Raw genomic sequence first — 20,488 nt, 5'->3', positions numbered from 1 at the left:
GAGACTTGAACTCTCACACCTTGCGGCGCCAGAACCTAAATCTGGTGCGTCTACCAATTCCGCCACTTCCGCAACTTATTCTGTAGTTATCAAGGTAATTGGTAAAAACCTAAATAACGTTGTTCATGGTGGCTACGACGGGATTCGAACCTGTGACCCCATCATTATGAGTGATGTGCTCTAACCAGCTGAGCTACGTAGCCAAAACCATATTTTTTGTTCTCAACGCTTTGTTGCCTTGTCGTTGGGAACGGCGCGCATTATGCGAAGTTGAGTGAGATCCGTCAACAGTTTTTTTTAATAAATTTCGGAAAAAACCTCGTTCGCTTCCTTTTTAAACAAAGAGGCGTGTTTATGATCTAAAACTGGAAATAAATTAGCTTGCAGTTGCGTAATTTATTTTTGTTCATTTACTTAAGGTATTAAAAAAGCCAGCTTAACAGCTGGCTTTTAGTGTAAATGAAGTGTTTAGAATTCATTCATTTAATTAAACATTGAAGCGGAAGTGTACAACATCGCCATCTTTTACGATGTAGTCTTTACCTTCTAGACGCCATTTACCTGCGTCTTTTGCGCCATTTTCACCATTGAATTGGATGAAATCGTCGTAACCAACTACTTCTGCACGAATAAAGCCTTTCTCGAAGTCAGTGTGGATCTTACCTGCCGCCTGAGGCGCAGTTGCACCAACAGGGATTGTCCAAGCACGTACTTCTTTAACACCTGCTGTGAAGTAGGTGTGTAGAGTCAGTAGTTCGTAACCAGAGCGAATTACACGGTTCAGGCCCGGCTCTTCGATCCCCATATCTGCTAGGAATTCTTCGCGATCTTCATCTTCTAGTTCAGATAGTTCAGATTCGATAGCTGCACATACAGGTACAACGACATTGTTTTCTTTTTCTGCGAACTCACGAACCGCATCTAGATATGGGTTATTTTCGAAGCCATCTTCGTTTACGTTTGCAATGTACATAGTTGGCTTCAGTGTTAGGAAGTTTAGGTAGCCGATTGCTGCTAACTCTTCTTTAGATAGCTCAACTGTGCGTGCCATGCCGCCTTCAGTTAGTACTGGTAACAGTTTTTCTAGTACGGTTAGTTCAAATTTTGCGTCTTTATCGCCGCCTTTTGCCTTCTTCGCGTTACGTTGAATCGCTCGCTCACAAGAATCAAGGTCAGCCATTGCAAGTTCAAGGTTGATCACTTCGATATCTTCGATAGGTGAAACTTTACCTGAAACGTGAACAATGTTTTCGTTTTCAAAACAGCGTACAACGTGGCCAATCGCGTCTGTTTCACGGATGTTAGCTAGGAATTTGTTACCTAAACCTTCACCACGTGATGCACCAGCAACAAGACCAGCGATGTCCACGAACTCCATCGTCGTTGGAAGAACTCTCTGTGGGTTAACGATCTTAGCTAGTGCGTCTAGACGTAGATCTGGCACAGGAACCACACCAGTGTTTGGTTCAATGGTACAGAACGGGAAGTTTGCTGCTTCGATACCCGCTTTAGTTAGTGCGTTGAACAGAGTTGATTTACCTACGTTAGGTAGACCAACGATGCCACATTTAAAACCCATGATAGTAACCTTATTCAGCTTTGAACGTGTGGAGGCGATTTTGTGCTTTAGATAGGCCATCCTTAATCAGGATATCTAGACAACGAACAGCCTCATCAGCTGCTGCATCTAAAAGCTCTTGCTCTTTAGCTGGCGCTTTACCTAATACAAAACCCGCCACTTTATCTTTGTGTCCCGGATGACCAATGCCAATACGAAGACGATAAAAATCTTTGTTATTGCCCAGTTTGCTAATGGTGTCACGCAGACCGTTGTGTCCACCGTGACCCCCACCTTTTTTAAACTTAGCGACACCTGGCGGTAAGTCTAGCTCGTCATGAGCAACCATGATCTCTTCAGGTTTAATTTGATAAAATTTCGCAAGCGCTGCGATCGATTTACCTGATAGATTCATGAAGGTGGTTGGGATAAGCAAACGGAGATCCTGGCCATTGACCATAATGCGTCCTGTTAGACCAAAAAACTTTGGTTCGTTCTTCAGTGTAACGTTGTGAACGCGTGCTAATTCTTCTACAACCCAAGCGCCCGCATTGTGACGAGTTCTGGCGTATTCTGGTCCTGGATTAGCAAGACCAACAAGAAGTTTGATTTGTTGACTCAAGGTTAGGATCTCTCTGGAATCTCAAAAAGCGCAGTATGATAGCACAGAAAACTCGCGGTGGGCGACCAAGGGATTTTCTAGTTATCAGTACAAATAAAAAAACACCCCAAAGAGGGGTGCTTTTGAAATCAGTGTAACTGAAATGTTCGTATTAGTTGAACATTGCAGAGATTGACTCTTCGTTGCTGATACGACGAATCGCTTCAGCCAGCATGCGAGATAGGCTTAGTGTTGTCACTTTACCTGTTGCAGCCATCTCTTTAGACAGAGAGATAGAGTCAGTTACGATAACTTGGTCAAGAACTGAGTTCTTGATGTTATCCGCAGCGTTGCCTGAGAATACTGCGTGAGTAGCGTAAGCGAATACACGCTTAGCACCGCGCTCTTTTAGTGCTTCAGCTGCTTTACATAGTGTGCCACCTGTGTCGATCATGTCATCAACGATCACACAGTCACGACCTTCAACATCACCGATTAGGTTCATTACTTCAGAAACGTTTGCACGTGGACGACGCTTATCTACGATTGCGATGTCGATGTCGCCTAGTGCTTTTGCTGTTGCACGAGCACGAACAACGCCACCTAGGTCAGGAGATACCACTACAGGGTTATCTAGACCGCGAGCCTGCATATCTTCAAGTAGCACTGGCGTGCCGAAGATGTTGTCTACAGGTACATCGAAGAAGCCTTGAATTTGCTCTGCGTGTAGGTCGATAGTTAGAACGCGGTCAACACCAACGTTAGATAGGAAATCAGCAACAACTTTTGCAGTAATTGGCACACGCGCAGAACGCACACGACGGTCTTGGCGAGCGTAGCCGAAGTAAGGGATAACTGCAGTGATACGGCCTGCTGAAGCACGGCGCATTGCATCAATCATAACAACCAATTCCATTAGGTTGTCGTTAGTCGGTGCACAAGTGGATTGAATGATGAAAACATCGCTACCACGAACATTCTCATTGATTTGAACTGCAACTTCGCCATCAGAAAAGCGAGAAACAGATGCATCACCAAGAGAGATGTAAAGACGATCAGCAATACGTTGGGCTAGTTCAGGTGTTGCGTTACCAGCAAATAGCTTCATATCAGGCACGGTGGAAACCTCGGGTTTGCGTCCAGTTTAAATAGGTCGGTGTGAGGCTGATTGGTATTCAGCCAAAGTCTCTTTTAATGGCGAAATATTGCGCCCTTGAGCGACAAATGCCGAGACTTTATCAGAGAGTTGTGCAAGGATAGTTTCTGCTTCAGATTTGCTCGAAAATTCAGCAAAAACGCAAGATCCTGTCCCCGTCAATCTTGACGGCGCGTATTGTAGCAGCCAAGAAAGTTGCTTATCAACCTCTGGGTAGAGCATTCGTACAATTTTTTCGCAATCGTTTACGCTTGGCGTATTTAAAAGTGTTTCTAGATCTCGTTTTGGGGTGTTTCGCGTCAGATCTGGATGACAAAAAACGTCGACGGTTGCGATAGATACATTCGGTCTGACGACTAAATACCACTTTTCTTCGGGATAAGCAGGAGAGAGTCTTTCACCAACACCTTCAGCAAAAGCTGCAAATCCGCGCACAAATACGGGCACGTCTGCGCCCAGTTTTAAACCAATTTCAGCCAGTTCGTCGTCAGTTAGATTCAGTTGCCATAAGTAATTCAGTGCCACTAATGCTGTAGCTGCATTCGATGAGCCCCCACCAATGCCTCCACCCATAGGCAGCACTTTCTGTAGCTCAATATGCGCGCCAAAAGGGCAGTTTGAGTAAGCTTGAAGCGCGGTTGCTGCTTTCCAAATTAAATTGTCTTGAAGAGGCAGACCTTCTATCTCTGGAGAAATTGTAATATCACCAGAATAGTTCGCTTGAATAGTGAGCTCATCGCCGTGATCGACGAATTGGAATAAGGTTTGTAACTCGTGGTAGCCATTCTCTGTACGGCCGTTGATATATAGAAAGAGATTCAATTTCGCTGGTGATGGCCAGCGTGTTGAAAGTTCAATCATTGGGTGATGTTCCATTTTGTGATCACTAGATTTATTTTGACATCAGCTGTGGTGAGTTTCAGCTTATTTGGCAGAGGGAGAGACTGTTCATGCCATTGAACGTCGCCATATCGTTGATATGCAATGCTCCAATCATTTAAACCAATTTGTTTGTTTAACGCTTGCAGTGTATTGGTTGGAGACAGTTGGAATTTGTCGGCATCGGTCGGTAGACCTAATAGCCAGTCAGGCATGTGATCGACGGGCATCATCAACCCTGTAAGACGGTAAATCAGCTGGTTAGCACTGCGAGAAGAAAGGACCTGATCGTCGTAAGTTTCTACTGTGGCGCCTTGTGGGGTGATGGTGAGCTTTAATGCCGTTTGTCCGAGAATCGTTGTTAAACGCAACTGGCTTAGTGCTGAAGAATGTTTCCAGTAGAAGTTTAAATTTTGTCTTTGGTCTGGGCCAATATAACCAAGTTTCCCCGTTGCTTGAAAATCTTGGATGGTTTCGAGTCGCTGCTCATGAGCTTGCCATTCAACGCTGGTAACACTTTCAGGAACGGACGAACAACCAGCGAGCAGTAAGCTCGACAAGAAAAAAAGAATAAAGGAGCGTAACGTCATGTTTGATGGCTTATTAATCAGTTTCATCGGGAATCGCTCACAACTATAGCATTGAAAAGTCGCACTTAGGAAAACAAATCCGGCTTACCCTTTCAATAAATGCGTGCTTACAGTAAAATTCTGGACCTATTTTATAACCTATCCCAGAGATACCACGTTAGATGTCCTTGCTTGCTATTGGAATTAATCACAATACAGCGTCTGTCGACTTGCGAGAGAAGGTGGCGTTTGGTCCGGATAAACTCGGCCCTGCACTCGAGCAACTTAGAGAGCACGAAGCAGTTAACGGCAGTGTGATTGTTTCAACCTGTAACCGAACTGAGTTGTACTGCGATGTTAAGCAAGGAGCGCGAAACAAGTTGATCGATTGGCTTGCTCAATTTCATCAAGTGAGCCGCGAAGATTTAATGCCGAGTTTGTATGTTCATGAAGAACAAGCTGCAATAAAGCATTTGATGCGCGTATCGTGCGGTCTTGACTCTCTGGTGTTGGGTGAGCCTCAAATTTTGGGGCAGGTAAAGCAAGCATTTTCTGACTCGCGAGATCATCAAGCTGTCGATGCCTCGATTGATAAACTGTTTCAAAAGACGTTCTCAGTCGCCAAACGGGTGAGAACAGAGACAGATATTGGTGGTAATGCCGTGTCCGTGGCTTATGCGGCATGTACACTGGCAAAACATATTTTTGAGTCGTTATCAGATTCAACCGTGCTTTTAGTTGGTGCGGGTGAGACGATTGAATTGGTCGCGAAGCATTTAGCGTCCAACGGTTGCACAAAAATGATTGTCGCGAACCGCACTAAAGAGCGCGCGCAAGGCTTAGCGGACCAATTTGGCGCAGAAGTGATCAGTTTGAACGAAATTCCTGAACATTTGGCGAAAGCGGATATTGTGATTAGCTCAACGGCGAGCCCATTGCCTATTATTGGCAAAGGTATGGTCGAAACGGCTCTAAAGCAGCGCCGACATCAACCTATCTTGTTAGTCGATATTGCGGTGCCGCGAGATGTAGAGTCGGAAGTCGGTGAACTGAACGACGCATATCTGTATTCTGTTGATGACTTGCAATCTATCATCGACAGCAACATTGAGCAGCGTAAAGTCGAAGCGATTCAAGCTGAAGCGATTGTTAGTGAAGAAAGCGCTGCGTTTATGACATGGTTGCGTTCACTGCAAGCCGTCGATAGTATTCGCGACTATCGCAAATCAGCCAACGAAATTCGTGAAGAGTTACTGAGCAAAAGTTTGCAATCTTTAGCGGCAGGCGCAGATCCGGAGAAAGTGCTGCGCGAGCTAAGTAATAAACTCACCAACAAACTGATTCACGCTCCAACTCGCGCATTGCAAAGTGCAGCAGAGCAAGGCGAACCAGCAAAATTAACGATTATCCGCCAAACACTTGGCTTGGATGATCTATAACTCACGCTTTTTATTAAGAAAACGACACTATGAAAGCCTCTATTCTGACTAAGCTAGAAACGCTAGTAGAACGTTACGAAGAAGTTCAACATCTTCTTGGTGATCCTGATGTAATTGGAAATCAGGACAAATTCCGTGCTCTATCAAGAGAGTACTCTCAGCTAGAAGAAGTAACCAAGTGCTTCCAAGCTTATCAACAAGCACAAGAAGATCTTGTCGCCGCTGAAGAGATGGCAAACGAAGACGACGAAGAAATGCGTGAAATGGCGCAAGAAGAAATCAAAGAAGCGAAAGCGACGATTGAGCGTCTTACTGATGAGTTACAGATTCTTCTTCTGCCAAAAGATCCGAACGATGATCGTAACTGTTTCCTAGAAATTCGTGCAGGTGCGGGTGGCGACGAAGCGGGTATCTTCGCGGGTGATCTATTCCGTATGTACAGCAAGTACGCAGAAAAGCGTGGCTGGCGCATCGAAGTCATGTCTTCAAACGAGGCAGAGCACGGTGGTTACAAAGAGATGATCGCGAAAGTAAGCGGCGACGGTGCGTACGGCGTGTTGAAATTTGAGTCAGGCGGTCACCGTGTACAGCGTGTTCCAGCAACAGAGTCTCAAGGTCGTGTGCATACTTCTGCTTGTACAGTAGCAGTAATGGCGGAAATCCCTGAAGCGGATCTGCCAGAAATCAAAGCAGCAGACCTGAAAATCGATACGTTCCGTGCATCTGGCGCGGGTGGTCAGCACGTTAACACCACGGATTCTGCAATCCGTATTACCCACTTACCAACGGGTACGGTAGTAGAGTGTCAGGATGAGCGTTCACAGCACAAGAACAAAGCGAAAGCAATGGCGGTTCTTGCTGCTCGTATCGTTCAAGCGGAAGAAGAGCGTCGTGCCGCAGAAGTGTCTGATACACGTCGTAACCTTCTAGGTTCTGGTGACCGTAGTGACCGTATTCGTACATACAACTACCCACAAGGTCGTGTGTCTGATCACCGTATCAACCTGACCATCTATCGTTTGAACGAAGTGATGGAAGGTGACCTGCAGAGCTTGATTGATCCTGTGATTCAAGAGCACCAAGCAGACCAACTTGCGGCGCTCGCAGAGAACGGCTAATCGATGAGCCAAGTTCAATCGATTGAGCAAGCACTGAAAAGTGCGACGGCGAAACTGGCAGAAGGCGGCAAAGAGTCGCCTTCTCTCGATGCAGCTGTACTCCTTTGCCATGTCCTTGGCAAACCACGAACTTACCTGCTGACCTGGCCAGAAAAAGCATTAGAAGCAGAGCAACAAGCGAAATTCGACGCTCTACTTGAACGACGTTTAACTGGTGAACCCGTCGCTTATATTATTGGTGAGCGAGAGTTTTGGTCTTTACCGTTCAAAGTTTCTCCCTCTACCTTGATCCCAAGACCGGATACAGAACGTTTGGTCGAGGTTGCACTCGATAAGACCTATGAGCAAACAGGACCTATTTTAGATCTTGGAACGGGGACGGGGGCAATTGCTATCGCACTCGCATCTGAAATGCCAAAACGTCAAGTGATGGGCGTAGATCTCAAACAAGAAGCGAAAGCACTTGCAGAGTACAATGCTAAGCAGCTAAACATCAAAAATGTGACCTTTGCTCAAGGCAGTTGGTTTGAGCCTATTACAGAAGGTACGAAGTTTGCTTTAATTGTCTCCAACCCGCCATATATTGATGAAAAAGATCCACATTTATCCCAAGGTGATGTGCGCTTTGAGCCAAAATCTGCATTAGTTGCTAAAGAGAATGGCTTAGCTGATATTCGTCATATCTCGGATCTTGCTCGTCAGTACCTTGAAGTGGGCGGTTGGCTGGCATTTGAACATGGTTATGATCAAGGTGAGGCGGTGCGTGAGATAATGCGTGGCTTTGGTTACCAACAGGTCGCTACGGAAAAAGATTATGGCGGTAACGATCGAGTAACGCTTGGTTGTCTCGCCAGTTAATCATGGAAGTCAGCAAACACTAACTAAAAAGAGAAGAAAAATGTACGTAGCTCTAAAACACATACACTTAGTGACGATCGCTCTCAGCGCGACGCTACTATCGATCCGATTCGTGTTAATGATGATGAACTCACCGAAGCGAAATAATCGCTTTTTGAAAGGGTTTCCCCACATCGTTGATACTGCATTGCTAGTGTCAGGTATCGCGCTTATTTTCATTACTGGTTTCATCCCGTTTACCGATGCCGCACCGTGGTTAACAAACAAAATCACCTGCGTACTGGCGTACATTGCGCTTGGATTCTTCTCATTGAAACTTGCGAAAAACAACCTACTGAAGATATTTGGCTTTTTCGGCGCATTAGGTTGGTTGGTCATGGCTGCAAACATTGCTGTGTCTAAGAGCCCTACGTTATTTGGATAAGACGTCATGTTAGAGTTTTTTGACGAAGATTTTGACAATATACCGTTGGTGGAAGGTGCGCTTGAGCTAAACAAAGCGATTAACCCAGAAACCAAAGTACATTGGGCGAAACAAGAGTTAGAGCGTCTTTACAAAGATGCAGAAGCCACGCTTGTTCATGAAACCGATGAAGAGCAACGATTTGATGCATTCCTACGACTGTTTTTCCACGAGTGGGGGTTCAAAGGCGACGAGCAGGAATACTTTATTTCGGACAACAGCTTCATCGATAAAGTGTTGGAGCGCAGAAAAGGTATTCCTGTGAGCTTAGGTTCGATTTTGTTATACCTAGGCAAAAAGCTGGGGTTCCCATTGAAGGGAGTTACTTTCCCTACTCAGTTCCTGTTAAAAGTCGACTGGATGCATAAGAAGCCAGACTACGTCAACCCATTTAATGGTGAGTATGTAGGTGAAAGGATTCTTCAAGCTTGGCTTATTGGCCAGGAAGGACCGCTAGCTCAGCTAAAGCCTGAACATTTTGAGGAAGCTGACAACCCAACAATTATTGGTCGCTGGTTGGCATTGATTAAAAGTGCGATGTTGCGCGAAGAGCATTATACGCTGGCATTACGTTGTACGAATCTTGCTCTAACGTTTGTGCCAGATGATCCATACGAAATTCGTGACCGTGGTTTTATTTTCCAACAGCTAGAGTGCCCTCAAGTAGCGGTATCAGATTTTCAGTACTTTATTGACCAATGCCCTGACGATCCGGCTTCTGAGCTACTAAAATCACAAGTTAATGTGATGAGTGAAACGCACGTCACACTTCACTAATTTTATCGATGTGCCGAACTGTGGCGTATCGTGGACAGAAAAAGAGAATCAAAATGGAACAGAAAATCGTTAATATCGGCGACATTCAGGTTGCTAACGACAAGCCATTCACCCTATTTGCAGGTATGAACGTTCTTGAGTCTCGTGATCTTGCGATGCAGATCTGTGAGCACTACGTAAAAGTAACGGAAAAACTTGGTATTCCTTACGTATTTAAGGCGTCGTTTGACAAAGCAAACCGCAGTTCTGTTCATTCATACCGTGGTCCAGGTCTGGAAGAAGGTATGAAAATCTTTCAGGAGCTGAAAGACACTTTTGGTGTAAAGATCATCACGGACGTTCACACTGAAGCACAAGCTCAACCTGTTGCTGACGTGGTAGACGTTATTCAGCTTCCTGCATTCCTAGCTCGTCAAACTGACCTTGTTGAAGCTATGGCCAAAACAGGTGCGGTTATCAACGTGAAGAAACCTCAATTTATGAGCCCAGGTCAAGTGGGTAACATCGTTGAGAAGTTCGCAGAATGCGGTAACGACAAGATCATCCTATGTGAGCGCGGTTCTTGCCACGGCTACGACAACTTAGTGGTTGATATGCTTGGTTTTGGTGTGATGAAAAATGCTTCAAAAGGTAGCCCAATCATCTTTGACGTAACGCACTCACTACAAATGCGTGACCCATCAGGCGCAGCATCTGGCGGCCGTCGTGAGCAGACAGTTGAGCTTGCAAAAGCGGGTCTAGCGACAGGCATCGCAGGTCTATTTATCGAAGCGCACCCAAACCCAGACCAAGCGCGTTGTGATGGCCCATCTGCACTGCCTCTAGACAAGTTAGAGCCATTCTTAGCACAAATGAAATCGCTTGATGATCTAATCAAGAGCTTTGCAGATATAGATATCAAGTAAACGCCAGATGACTGGTGGTAACAAATACTATAGCCAACCGAGTGTTGGCTATTTTTTTATCTGAAAAACTGTAAATTCTCAAACTTGTTACTGATGAATTTGTTATTGCTAAACAATGCATCATAATTATTAAATCAATGTGTTAGGGTGCACGTGGTTTTCAAATAGATCGAATGCTTAAAATGTGCGTCAGTAATCCCAATAAGAAAAAGGTAAATAAATGAATCAGCGTCTGATGATCAAAACTGTTTTGAGTGCCGCTATCTTGGCCTCGTTAGCTGGGTGTGCTACGCAACCTGCACCAGAATGGAATGCCGATACAACCTATAAATTGACCGTGTTGCACACTAACGATCATCATGGTCGCTTTTGGCAAAATCGATACGGTGAATATGGCATGGCGGCGCGTAAAACGTTAATCGATGATTTGCGCGAAGAAATACAGGCTGAGGGGGGGAGCGTGTTATTGCTTTCTGGTGGTGACATCAACACAGGAGTACCTGAGTCTGATTTACAAGATGCCGAGCCGGATTTTAAAGGCATGAGCAAAATTGGTTACGATGCGATGGCTCTAGGTAATCATGAGTTTGATAATCCATTGGACGTGCTATTCAAGCAGCAAGAGTGGGCAAACTTTCCGATGTTGTCTGCCAATATTTACGATAAAAATACTGGCAAGCGTTTATTCCAACCATACGCGATGTTTAACAAGCAGGGCATTAAAATTGCGGTCATTGGTCTTACAACCGAAGACACAGCGAAACTTGGCAACCCTGAATTCATTGAACAAATTGACTTCCGTGACCCAAAAGAAGAAGCCAAGAAGCTGATTGCAGAACTGAAAGAAACAGAGTATCCAGATCTGATTTTTGCTGTCACGCATATGGGACACTATGAAAATGGTAATAGAGGCATCAATGCTCCTGGCGATGTGGCGTTAGCTCGTTATTTGAATGACGGCGATCTCGACATGATCGTTGGAGGACACTCACAAGAACCTGTGTGCATGGAAGGTCCAAACGTTATCAAAAAGAGCTTTAAACCAGGTGATGAATGTCAGCCCGATAAACAAAATGGTACCTTTATTGTTCAGGCACATGAGTGGGGGAAATATGTGGGACGCGCCGATTACGAGTTTCGTAATGGCGAACTCTCGATGGTGAGCTACGATCTAATCCCTGTAAACTTGAAAAAGAAAGTTAAAGTTGATGGTCAGTCGCAACGAGTCTTGATCCAAGAAGAGATTAAACAAGACGAAATGATGCTTGAGTTTCTTCGTCCTTATCAAGAAAAAGGTCAGGGCAAACTAAACGTGAAGATTGCAGAATCTAACGGTAAGCTTGAGGGTGACCGCAATGTGGTTCGTTACCAGCAAACAAACTTAGGCCGATTAATTGCAACGGCTCACATGGAACGTGCGAAAGCAGATTTCGCCGTAATGAATTCTGGTGGTGTTCGAGATTCGATTGCTGCGGGTGATATTACTTATAAAGACGTGCTGACTGTTCAGCCATTTGGCAATATGGTCTCTTACGTTGATATGACGGGCAAAGAAGTATTGGATTACCTAAATGTCGTTGCAACTAAACCTGTCGACTCTGGAGCTTACGCGCAGTTTGCCGGCATTGCGATGAGTATCAATAATGGTGAGGTAACCAATGTGTTCATTGGTAATAAGCAACTTCGCTTAGATGGTAATTACCGCTTTACCGTACCAAGCTATAATGCTGCTGGTGGAGATGGTTACCCTAAAATCGACGATCATCCAGGGTATGTAAATACAGGTTTTACCGATGCTGAGGTTTTGAAGGATTATTTAGAAACACATAGCCCTATTGATGTTAATGAGTATGCCCCTTCAGGTGAAATCACGTATTTAGTTGATACGGCGATTGATCAGTAACCCAACAGATAAAAAGCGATTGACTCAAACTCGCTGATATCATTAACTAAAAGCGCAGATCCAATTCAATCTGCGCTTTTTGTTTTTATGAGGAGAATCTTGATGACTCCGGCCATTAATCTTGCGAAAAAGAAAAAAATTCCACACACGATTCATCAGTATGAGCATGACCCTAGAGCCGATAGTTATGGCTTGGAGGCTGCTGAAGTACTGGGGCAGGATCCGAAAACAGTATTTAAAACCTTGCTGTTCTGCTTGAACGGGGAGCCAAAGAACCTTGCGGTTGCGATTATCCCTGTTGATCAAAAGCTGAACCTAAAACTGGCGGCGAAAGCAGCGAAGGGCAAAAAGGCCGATATGGCTGATCCGGAAATCGCCCAAAAGACCACAGGTTATGTCGTTGGTGGAATTAGCCCACTAGGGCAGAAGAAAGCCTTACCTACTTTTTTGCACGAAAGCGCAGCAGAGCAAGACACAATCTGTGTGAGTGCTGGTAAACGTGGTTTAGAAATTGAGTTAGCCCCGAGAGATTTGCTGAGCTTAACTCGCGGTCAGTTTGCACCTCTTTGTTTGTAAACTCATGACAAATAAAAAGGACGCTCATGAGCGTCCTTTTTTGATCTTGCCTGTCAGTGAAGCGTTACTTCTTCAGACTCAATGTACCACCAATGCGTTTAGCTGGTTTACTTGGTTTCGCGGCATTTGGGTTCATGTAATGCTGCTTGGGCTTACTCGGTGATTGAGGCTTGTTTACTGAATGCGTATTGCTTGATGCATCTGGTTTACGGTGTGATTTACCATGCTCGCCTTGCGGTCTGCTGCGTTCACCTTGTGGTTTCGCTTTGTAATGTTCTTTAGCTGGACGTCCGCCTTCATCATCACACTGACGACGCTTTTGTTGACCTTTTTTCGAGTTTGGTGCATGACGGAATTCATCAGCATTGTTACCACGGAAAGTTCGTGTCTTCTGGTTACGACGAGCAGTAGAATCTTGGTTTTCTTCACGGCTATCAAACAGCTTCGCGTCGGTCGCTTTACGAATGTTGCGACCTCTAGAGTCTGTTTTTGATGCTTCTTCTGTACCTACCGAGCCTTCACACATTGCTAGGATCTCTGCCACTTCTTCGTCACTTAGATAACGCCATTTCCCATTGGGAATACCATCAAGAGAGATATTCATGATGCGTACGCGGCGCAGCTTGAATACTTCATAGCCCAGCGCTTCACACATGCGACGGATCTGACGGTTAAGTCCTTGAGTGAGCACAATACGGAAAGAGAATTTAGTTTCTTTCGTTACCTTACAAGGTAGGGTGACTGTGTCGAGAATCTTAACGCCACTCGACATCTGTTTGAGAAACTCGCCTGTAATTGGCTTGTCCACGCGTACGACGTACTCTTTTTCGTGGCTGTTGCCTGCGCGAAGGATTTTATTCACGATGTCGCCATCGTTGGTCAAAAAGATCAGACCATCAGAGGGTTTGTCTAAGCGGCCGATCGGAAAGATACGTTTTTGGTGGCCGATGAAATCAACGATGTTTCCAGGGACGTCTCTCTCAGTTGTACAGGTGATGCCTGTTGGTTTATTGAGAGCGATATAAATCGGCTTCTCTTTTGCTGCCACTGGCTTACCATCCACACAAACATCATCACCAGGTAGCACTTTTGTCCCCATTTCAGGTTTGTTGCCATTAATGGTGACACGGCCTTGCTCAATCAGTCTGTCTGCTTCACGGCGTGAGCAAAACCCCGTTTCACTGATGAATTTATTTAATCGTTTAGCGTTGTCTTGTGACATTTTTGTCTCCTAACGTTTCACAACGGCGAATGAAGCTCCCTTCCTTTAAGGGGAAGGAAGAATAAGGGCGGGCATTCTAGCATTAGGGTGAAATTTAGCCTAACCGTTTTTGGTGACGTTCGCGGGTTTCTAATTTCTTTTCCGCACTTTTTCTAAGTAGGACGTAAACGGCTCCAGTTCCACCGTGAAAGCGTTGCGCACTATGGACGCATTGGACTTCCTTAATTTGTCGTAGCCAACTGCTAACAAAGCTTTTCATCATTGCAGGTGGATTTGAGCGTTCTCCTCGACCATGGACGATAACGACCGTTCTAATGTCCATTGATAGGCATTGCTTTAAAAACGTCACGGCTTCATCGCGTGCTTCTTTCAATGTTTTACGGTGCAAATCCAAGCGAGCTTGGATTGGATACTTACCAAGGCGAAGTTTGCGGTAAACCCCGTCCTGTACACCATCACGTTTGAACTCAACAAAGTCCTCTGGCTTGAGCATTTCAGCGTGATCAAGTGATAGGTATTCTGGGTCATCTTCCGTTAACCAGATTGCTGCTTCGCGTTTTGCGAGCTGTGCTTCTGTTACTTGGTGTACTTTTTTGTGTTCGGTGGTGTCTTGAGTGATTGGCTTTACATCGCCCATCATCTGTTGAAATAGATCAAAATCGTCGTCGTGAGACATAGCAGTAATCTCATTAAGAACAGGGAAGAATAATAGGATTATATCAATGAGTGGTGCATTGAGATCAAATAAAAAACCGGAGTAGGCAAGTAACCGACTCCGGTGCAAAGCGTTTCTAGAGCTAAGCGAGATCTAGTGAGGAGATTTGTCGTTCATGATCTTGTATATGAAGAAACCGCCGTAAAATAACATCAGACCAATTGCCCCAAAAATTACTATCATTGACGATAGACCCACTGCATTACCAAATAGGAGATCAAGCCAAAAGTCCATACGTTTCCTCCAAGATGTTCCCGACAGGAATAAACTAAATGGCGGTGTCTTGTTGCACACTGATCTGGATCAATTATGTTGCTAAGGTTAATAAACTGTATTTTGTTGTGAGTTATCAGTCACATTTTACGTGCTAGTGTTCAGTTATTCATCAAACGAATTAAGACCTAAGGTTTTTTTGTAAAAAGCACTTGCGCCACAGTTCAGAATCCGTAATATACGCATTCGTTGACGGAGACAATTCCTCAGTTAAACATCTCGGTGAATAGCGCAGCTTGGTAGCGCATCTGGTTTGGGACCAGAGGGTCGGGGGTTCGAATCCCTCTTCACCGACCACTTTCAGAAAGCCTGCTCAATGAGCAGGCTTTCGTCGTTTTTAGTGCTAGTAATTTTAGACTTCAATAGTATCGAACCAAATGGGGTTCGCTTGAAGTTAGAACATGGCTCTTCACCGACACGTATTGAGAGGAAGGCTCTACAGAAATGTAGGGCCTTTTCATTTTTTAAGAGCGAGTAAATTTATTACTTGATGTCACACGAGATAGTATTGATAGGAGTTTCAGAAGTAGTGAAACAGACATAAGCGGTCTTTGGGTGATTTGGCCCAATCTTGACGTAACCCGCTTTTAAATCGTCTTCATCAAACGTTACTGAGTGAGATTTGCTTGTATTTCCATCATAGTAAACCGCTTCAAAGCCTTGGTTCATCATATGTGCAACGCGATTTCGAGTGTGGGCTGTTGAAAACGTGATGTTCGCGCAACGCATCATTGGTTTTTCGGTAATAAGAAATTGACCACTCTCTTTATCTAAAACACCGCCTTTTACTTCCGGAGTTATATCAATAGCTTGAAAAGCTTCTACGTTGCATGGCGGTTTAGCATAAGACAGCGAAGAAGTGAGCATAATTCCAATCGTGTATAGGAATAAATATTTAAATTTCATATGAGTTGTTTTGTATCCACTTAGCTTAACGGCGTTTTATAAGAAAGTTTGAATGAATTTTAAATGGTTGTATTTAAATAATTGTATTTAAATGGCATTTTTCAAACAATCACTAGATATCACAATTTGCTTGGCGCGTCTTACCCAGTGGTTTGATGTTAAATCCCCGATTTTTAAGCAGTTCAATCAGGTTATCTTTACCTACTAAATGCAAGCCACCAACAACAACGGTGTAACGACCCGATTGCTGAGGTAGAACACTGCCAGTGTCGAGTTTTTTAGCCCAATCTCGATTACGCTCGTATAAAAAGGCTTGGTTAAACTCTTCTGTTGTATGATCGGTCAAAGAGGCTTCGACCAACATGCTACCATCACCACTCTTCCAACTCTCTATCAAGCATTGAACCAACTCTTCTCCGCCATCATATTCTTCAATTGATGAGAGAAGTATCTCTTTACCGCCTTCTGATTGACCTGCGATTAAATCGATTTGGAATTGCACGGACTCTAGTGGAATGACCGGGATTTGCTTTTTATCAGCGAGTCCTATTAAGTGCATGTCGACCCCTTTATCAGAGACATACCCCAGTTTGTTGACTAAAGCGAGTTGGATGGTGAATGCGGCCATCCAAGGTGGGGAATTTAGGAGTTGAGTTTCTGGCAAACCTAAATCTTGGGCAATTTCAATTAAGTGGCGACGTTGAGCTCTGTCTAAAACATCTTTAGAAAGAATGGTTGTTTGTGGGTAAACCAAGCCTTCAGAATTCCTGACGTCTGCTTCAATAATCAACCCTGTGCTTTGGCTTAAATGCTGGATGACCGTTCTAGGGAGTGGGTACATCGTTTTATCCCCCACATGTACCGAGCCAATAATCATAAGTTCGGTTTCCCCTTTTTTTGCTAACCAATGCTGTGGCTCTGCATAAGATGAAAAAGGAGTCAAAGTAACAAGTAGAGATGATATGAGCGTCAAGAGACGAAACATAGAATGGTCCTCAGATAAGATACCTTTAAACTTTATACGCAAAATAGCGTGAGGTTAAGTGCAATTTCTCCAGTGGGGTATTCGACAAAATCGTCATTTCTAAAAATATTGACGAGTTTTGACGACGAATAAATGAGAGTCACTTCACGAAAGGTAAATAGGTAATTCGCTTACTAATGGCTCACAAAATAATTAGGCGTGATCCAAATCTTACAAAATCAGTCGTAACTCATGAATATAAGTGACCTAGATCGCAGCAAACTCGTCAAAACAAGTTGTTCGATTTTGACGTGTATTGTAACTCCATGAAAATTAGGTTTTTATTATTTTTTCTGAGTGTCATTTTTTGAACTGGATCACTTCCTATTTCTATTTATTTTACGCTTAGAAATAACAGGTTGTATGTTGAATGTAACGGTTAGGCACCTCGCATTTGAGGGGCCGAGATTTTTATCATTGTCGTTTTGAACCACTGACTTTTTTGGGGAAGTAAGATGTTTAAACCTAGTCTGATTGCTGTTTCTGTTATCACTACATTAGCAGGTTGCTCTGCGCTGCAAAGCTCTGAACAACAAGTTGTAAATTCGTTGGCTAATAATCTTGATATTCAATACCAAGTGTTGACTAACCACGGTGCAAACGAAGGTCTTGCTTGTCAGGACTTAGGGGCTGAGTGGGCGTCTTGTAACAAGGTAAACATGACGCTGGTTAACCAAGGTGAAGCGGTTGACTCAAAAGATTGGGCTATTTACTTCCATAGCATTCGTCTGATTCTGGATGTTGAAAACGAACAGTTTAAAATCTCTCGCGTAACGGGTGATCTACACAAACTAGAACCAACAGATAAGTTTGATGGTTTTGCTGCGGGTGAAGAGGTTGTGCTTCCTCTTGTTGCTGAATACTGGCAGCTATTTGAAACTGACTTCATGCCAGGCGCTTTCGTTGCTGCACCAAATGCAGAGCCTAAGATGATCGCTTCTCTTAACACAGAAGACGTTGCATCTTTCGTGACTGGCCTTGAGGGTAACAACCTAAAACGTACGCCAGATGACAACAACGTATTTGCGAGCGCTGTGTCTCGTTTCGAGAAGAACGAAGATCTAGCAAAACAAGACGTATCAACCACGTTACTACCAACGCCAATGTCTGTTGAAGCAGGTAAAGGTACGGTAGATATCGCGGCGGGTATTGCGCTGCCTAAAGACGCATTCGATGCGGCTCAATACGCAGCAATTCAAGGTCGTGCAGAAGTGGTAGGTGTGGATGTTCGTGGTGATCTTCCTGTAAGCATCACTGTTGTTCCTGCAGACTTCACCGGTGAATTGGCAAAATCTGGTGCTTACGAAATGAGCATCAAAGGCGACGGTATTGCGATTAAAGCGTTTGACCAAGCAGGTGCTTTCTACGCAGTACAATCTATCTTTGGCCTGGTAGATAGCCAAAATGCTGATTCTCTACCACAACTGTCTATTAAAGATGCGCCGCGTTTTGATTACCGTGGTGTGATGGTGGACGTGGCTCGTAACTTCCACTCTAAAGACGCAATTCTTGCAACGCTTGACCAAATGGCCGCGTACAAGATGAACAAACTACACCTTCACCTAACGGATGATGAAGGCTGGCGTTTAGAAATCCCGGGTCTGCCTGAGCTGACTGAAGTGGGTGCTAACCGTTGTTTCGATTTGGAAGAGAAAAGCTGTTTACTGCCTCAGCTTGGCTCAGGCGCAACGACAGACAACTTTGGCTCTGGCTTCTTCAGCAAAGCAGACTACGTGGACATCTTGAAGTACGCGAAAGCGCGTAACATCGAAGTGATTCCTGAAATCGATATGCCAGCGCACGCACGTGCAGCAGTGATATCAATGGAAGCACGTTACGACCGTCTGATGGAAGAAGGCAAAGAAGCCGAAGCGAACGAGTACCGCCTGATGGACCCTCAAGATACATCGAACGTAACGACGGTTCAGTTCTACAACAAGCAAAGCTTCATCAACCCATGTATGGAATCTTCAACTCGCTTTGTTGATAAAGTGATTTCAGAAGTAGCAGCAATGCACCAAGAAGCGGGCACGCCGCTAACAACATGGCACTTTGGTGGTGACGAAGCGAAGAACATCAAGCTAGGCGCTGGTCTGCAAGACATCAACGCAGAAGACAAAGTAAGCTGGAAGGGTAACATTGATTTGTCTAAGCAAGACAAGCCATTCGCACAGTCACCACAATGTCAGACGCTAATTGCAGACGGTACGGTAAGCGATTTTGCTCATCTACCAAGCCACTTTGCAGAAGAAGTGTCGAAGATGGTGGCAGAGAAAGGCATTCCAAACTTCCAAGCTTGGCAAGATGGCCTTAAGCACAGTGAAGGTGAGAAAGCGTTCGCAACAGAAAACACACGTGTTAACTTCTGGGACGTTCTTTACTGGGGTGGCACATCATCAGTGTACGAATGGTCTAAGAAAGGTTACGACGTTATCGTTTCTAACCCAGACTACGTATACATGGACATGCCGTACGAAGTTGACCCGAAAGAGCGTGGTTACTACTGGGCGACGCGTGCAACAGATACTCGTAAGATGTTTGGTTTTGCACCAGAGAACATGCCTCAGAACGCAGAAACCTCTGTAGACCGCGATGGTAACGGCTTCACTGGTAAAGGTGAAATCGAAGCGAAACCTTTCTATGGTCTATCAGCACAGCTGTGGTCTGAGACAGTACGTAACGACGAGCAATATGAGTACATGGTATTCCCTCGCGTACTAGCAGCCGCTGAGCGTGCATGGCACCGTGCTGATTGGGAAAACGACTACAAAGTGGGTGTTGAATACTCGCAAAACTCTAACCTAGTAGACAAAGCTGCGCTAAACCAAGACTACAACCGCTTTGCGAACGTACTTGGCCAACGTGAACTGGCTAAGCTAGAAAAATCAGGTATCGACTACCGCCTGCCTGTACCAGGTGCGAAAGTAGAAGATGGCAAGCTAGCAATGAACGTTCAGTTCCCAGGGGTGAAGCTTCAATACTCTCTAGACGGCAAGAACTGGCTAACTTACGCAGATAATGCTCGTCCAAATGTGAAAGGTGAAGTGTTTATCCGTTCTGTGTCAGCAACCGGTGAGAAAGCAAGTCGAGTGACCAGCGTGAAATAACTCAATTCTTGTAAGTTAATTTTTTGGCAAAGCCTCAACCTCATGTTGGGGCTTTCTTTATTTTTTGAGGAAATTAAGCGTGATCGATGTCTAATTATTTTTCATTGATAAATAAGTTTTTGGTTGTAATGGTCAAGGTTATTGTGAACTGGATCGACTTAATCTGCTAAATATCAATAAATTATCTGTTTACGATCACACTTCTATTTTTTGAATAATTTTATAAAAATACGATAAGTGCCTGTATTTCCCATGTTTTTATCAGGGTTGTTGAGCTTCGGTTTGAACAAGATCACTTTTTAAAATGTTTTATTTTTCATCGCGAATTAATTGAAACAATATTGCGAACGCCAAGGAGGCACATTCCAAAGTTTGCGATAAAAGGGAAGAGATGCCCTCTAAAACTATCGCATAACGTGAATAAATAAAGGCAGTAATT

19 protein-coding genes and 2 tRNA genes are annotated in these 20,488 nt (G+C 44.4%); 10 read left to right on the top strand and 11 right to left on the bottom strand.

Annotated features, from left to right (window positions below):
* Positions 1 to 126: 126 nt before the first annotated feature.
* The 6 genes from R7Q41_RS15735 to lolB form a co-directional block, all read right to left on the bottom strand.
* Positions 127 to 203, bottom strand: a tRNA-Met gene (locus R7Q41_RS15735).
* Between the two features lie 284 nt (positions 204 to 487).
* Complete coding sequence (gene ychF, locus R7Q41_RS15730; protein WP_005393178.1) at positions 488 to 1,579, bottom strand: redox-regulated ATPase YchF; 1,092 nt, start codon at positions 1,577 to 1,579, stop codon at positions 488 to 490.
* Positions 1,580 to 1,589: 10 nt separating this feature from the next.
* Positions 1,590 to 2,180, bottom strand: coding sequence for an aminoacyl-tRNA hydrolase (gene pth / locus R7Q41_RS15725; protein ID WP_005384112.1), 591 nt, complete (start codon positions 2,178 to 2,180; stop codon positions 1,590 to 1,592).
* Between the two features lie 151 nt (positions 2,181 to 2,331).
* Positions 2,332 to 3,276 (bottom strand): ribose-phosphate pyrophosphokinase, encoded by a 945-nt coding sequence (locus R7Q41_RS15720; protein WP_005393176.1) that lies wholly within the window; start codon positions 3,274 to 3,276, stop codon positions 2,332 to 2,334.
* Between the two features lie 27 nt (positions 3,277 to 3,303).
* Positions 3,304 to 4,191 carry a 4-(cytidine 5'-diphospho)-2-C-methyl-D-erythritol kinase gene (ispE, locus tag R7Q41_RS15715; protein WP_374041272.1) on the bottom strand — a complete coding sequence of 296 codons (888 nt, stop codon included), beginning with the start codon at positions 4,189 to 4,191 and terminating at the stop codon, positions 3,304 to 3,306.
* Positions 4,173 to 4,811, bottom strand: a complete 639-nt coding sequence (gene lolB, locus R7Q41_RS15710) for a lipoprotein insertase outer membrane protein LolB (protein WP_017634843.1) — start codon at positions 4,809 to 4,811, stop codon at positions 4,173 to 4,175. Before lolB ends, ispE begins: the two co-directional genes overlap by 19 nt.
* A 134-nt stretch (positions 4,812 to 4,945) precedes the next feature.
* On the opposite strand from lolB, the gene hemA reads away from it, so the two are divergent.
* From hemA to ybaK, 8 genes are all read left to right on the top strand, one after another.
* Entirely contained in the window at positions 4,946 to 6,202 is a 1,257-nt protein-coding gene (gene hemA / locus R7Q41_RS15705) for a glutamyl-tRNA reductase (RefSeq protein WP_005384104.1), read from the top strand.
* Positions 6,203 to 6,231: 29 nt separating this feature from the next.
* Entirely contained in the window at positions 6,232 to 7,320 is a 1,089-nt protein-coding gene (gene prfA, locus R7Q41_RS15700) for a peptide chain release factor 1 (RefSeq protein WP_005382222.1), read from the top strand.
* Positions 7,321 to 7,323: 3 nt separating this feature from the next.
* Positions 7,324 to 8,178, top strand: coding sequence for a peptide chain release factor N(5)-glutamine methyltransferase (prmC, locus tag R7Q41_RS15695; protein ID WP_318144573.1), 855 nt, complete (start codon positions 7,324 to 7,326; stop codon positions 8,176 to 8,178).
* Positions 8,179 to 8,218: 40 nt separating this feature from the next.
* The gene (locus tag R7Q41_RS15690) at positions 8,219 to 8,602 is read left to right on the top strand and encodes a SirB2 family protein (protein ID WP_318132289.1); all 384 of its coding nucleotides are present in this window, start codon (positions 8,219 to 8,221) and stop codon (positions 8,600 to 8,602) included.
* Between the two features lie 6 nt (positions 8,603 to 8,608).
* Complete coding sequence (locus R7Q41_RS15685; protein WP_238970210.1) at positions 8,609 to 9,418, top strand: SirB1 family protein; 810 nt, start codon at positions 8,609 to 8,611, stop codon at positions 9,416 to 9,418.
* A 53-nt stretch (positions 9,419 to 9,471) separates the two neighbouring features.
* Positions 9,472 to 10,323, top strand: a complete 852-nt coding sequence (gene kdsA / locus R7Q41_RS15680; protein ID WP_005384095.1) for a 3-deoxy-8-phosphooctulonate synthase — start codon at positions 9,472 to 9,474, stop codon at positions 10,321 to 10,323.
* Positions 10,324 to 10,543: 220 nt separating this feature from the next.
* On the top strand, positions 10,544 to 12,226 hold the full coding sequence (gene ushA / locus R7Q41_RS15675; protein ID WP_318132288.1) for a bifunctional UDP-sugar hydrolase/5'-nucleotidase UshA: 1,683 nt from the start codon (positions 10,544 to 10,546) through the stop codon (positions 12,224 to 12,226).
* 102 nt (positions 12,227 to 12,328) lie between these two features.
* Positions 12,329 to 12,802 (top strand): Cys-tRNA(Pro) deacylase, encoded by a 474-nt coding sequence (ybaK, locus tag R7Q41_RS15670; RefSeq protein WP_005382231.1) that lies wholly within the window; start codon positions 12,329 to 12,331, stop codon positions 12,800 to 12,802.
* A 64-nt stretch (positions 12,803 to 12,866) separates the two neighbouring features.
* Here ybaK and rluF read toward each other — a convergent pair whose 3' ends face one another.
* The 3 genes from rluF to R7Q41_RS15655 form a co-directional block, all read right to left on the bottom strand.
* Positions 12,867 to 14,024, bottom strand: coding sequence for a 23S rRNA pseudouridine(2604) synthase RluF (rluF, locus tag R7Q41_RS15665; protein ID WP_318144572.1), 1,158 nt, complete (start codon positions 14,022 to 14,024; stop codon positions 12,867 to 12,869).
* A 94-nt stretch (positions 14,025 to 14,118) separates the two neighbouring features.
* The gene (gene smrA / locus R7Q41_RS15660) at positions 14,119 to 14,700 is read right to left on the bottom strand and encodes a DNA endonuclease SmrA (RefSeq protein WP_318144571.1); all 582 of its coding nucleotides are present in this window, start codon (positions 14,698 to 14,700) and stop codon (positions 14,119 to 14,121) included.
* 132 nt (positions 14,701 to 14,832) lie between these two features.
* The gene (locus R7Q41_RS15655; protein WP_005382236.1) at positions 14,833 to 14,973 is read right to left on the bottom strand and encodes a DUF3149 domain-containing protein; all 141 of its coding nucleotides are present in this window, start codon (positions 14,971 to 14,973) and stop codon (positions 14,833 to 14,835) included.
* A gap of 259 nt (positions 14,974 to 15,232) precedes the next feature.
* Here R7Q41_RS15655 and R7Q41_RS15650 point away from each other — a divergent pair.
* A tRNA-Pro gene (locus R7Q41_RS15650) sits at positions 15,233 to 15,309 on the top strand.
* A gap of 186 nt (positions 15,310 to 15,495) precedes the next feature.
* On the opposite strand, the gene R7Q41_RS15645 is transcribed toward R7Q41_RS15650, so the two are convergent.
* Positions 15,496 to 15,879 (bottom strand): hypothetical protein, encoded by a 384-nt coding sequence (locus R7Q41_RS15645; protein ID WP_005384085.1) that lies wholly within the window; start codon positions 15,877 to 15,879, stop codon positions 15,496 to 15,498.
* 151 nt (positions 15,880 to 16,030) lie between these two features.
* Positions 16,031 to 16,903, bottom strand: a complete 873-nt coding sequence (locus R7Q41_RS15640) for a TraB/GumN family protein (protein WP_054576682.1) — start codon at positions 16,901 to 16,903, stop codon at positions 16,031 to 16,033.
* A 494-nt stretch (positions 16,904 to 17,397) separates the two neighbouring features.
* On the opposite strand from R7Q41_RS15640, the gene R7Q41_RS15635 reads away from it, so the two are divergent.
* Positions 17,398 to 20,049, top strand: coding sequence for a beta-N-acetylhexosaminidase (locus R7Q41_RS15635; RefSeq protein WP_054575473.1), 2,652 nt, complete (start codon positions 17,398 to 17,400; stop codon positions 20,047 to 20,049).
* The last annotated feature ends 439 nt before the right edge of the window (positions 20,050 to 20,488 follow it).

Origin of the sequence: Vibrio sp. 2096, from assembly GCF_033339595.1 — a bacterium.
Lineage (GTDB): Bacteria > Pseudomonadota > Gammaproteobacteria > Enterobacterales > Vibrionaceae > Vibrio > Vibrio alginolyticus.
This window is presented reverse-complemented; position numbering and strand designations above follow the sequence as displayed.

Excerpts from the sequence above, each read along its gene's own strand:
- R7Q41_RS15635 (WP_054575473.1), top strand. The coding sequence starts at position 17,398 with ATGTTTAAACCTAGTCTGATTGCTGTTTCTGTTATCACTACATTAGCA.
- lolB (WP_017634843.1), bottom strand. The coding sequence starts at position 4,811 with ATGAAACTGATTAATAAGCCATCAAACATGACGTTACGCTCCTTTATT.
- prmC (WP_318144573.1), top strand. The coding sequence starts at position 7,324 with ATGAGCCAAGTTCAATCGATTGAGCAAGCACTGAAAAGTGCGACGGCG.
- ybaK (WP_005382231.1), top strand. The coding sequence starts at position 12,329 with ATGACTCCGGCCATTAATCTTGCGAAAAAGAAAAAAATTCCACACACG.
- ychF (WP_005393178.1), bottom strand. The coding sequence starts at position 1,579 with ATGGGTTTTAAATGTGGCATCGTTGGTCTACCTAACGTAGGTAAATCA.
- kdsA (WP_005384095.1), top strand. The coding sequence starts at position 9,472 with ATGGAACAGAAAATCGTTAATATCGGCGACATTCAGGTTGCTAACGAC.
- smrA (WP_318144571.1), bottom strand. The coding sequence starts at position 14,700 with ATGTCTCACGACGACGATTTTGATCTATTTCAACAGATGATGGGCGAT.
- R7Q41_RS15655 (WP_005382236.1), bottom strand. The coding sequence starts at position 14,973 with ATGGACTTTTGGCTTGATCTCCTATTTGGTAATGCAGTGGGTCTATCG.
- ushA (WP_318132288.1), top strand. The coding sequence starts at position 10,544 with ATGAATCAGCGTCTGATGATCAAAACTGTTTTGAGTGCCGCTATCTTG.
- R7Q41_RS15685 (WP_238970210.1), top strand. The coding sequence starts at position 8,609 with ATGTTAGAGTTTTTTGACGAAGATTTTGACAATATACCGTTGGTGGAA.
- rluF (WP_318144572.1), bottom strand. The coding sequence starts at position 14,024 with ATGTCACAAGACAACGCTAAACGATTAAATAAATTCATCAGTGAAACG.
- prfA (WP_005382222.1), top strand. The coding sequence starts at position 6,232 with ATGAAAGCCTCTATTCTGACTAAGCTAGAAACGCTAGTAGAACGTTAC.
- R7Q41_RS15645 (WP_005384085.1), bottom strand. The coding sequence starts at position 15,879 with ATGCTCACTTCTTCGCTGTCTTATGCTAAACCGCCATGCAACGTAGAA.
- ispE (WP_374041272.1), bottom strand. The coding sequence starts at position 4,191 with ATGGAACATCACCCAATGATTGAACTTTCAACACGCTGGCCATCACCA.
- R7Q41_RS15690 (WP_318132289.1), top strand. The coding sequence starts at position 8,219 with ATGTACGTAGCTCTAAAACACATACACTTAGTGACGATCGCTCTCAGC.
- R7Q41_RS15640 (WP_054576682.1), bottom strand. The coding sequence starts at position 16,903 with ATGTTTCGTCTCTTGACGCTCATATCATCTCTACTTGTTACTTTGACT.
- hemA (WP_005384104.1), top strand. The coding sequence starts at position 4,946 with ATGTCCTTGCTTGCTATTGGAATTAATCACAATACAGCGTCTGTCGAC.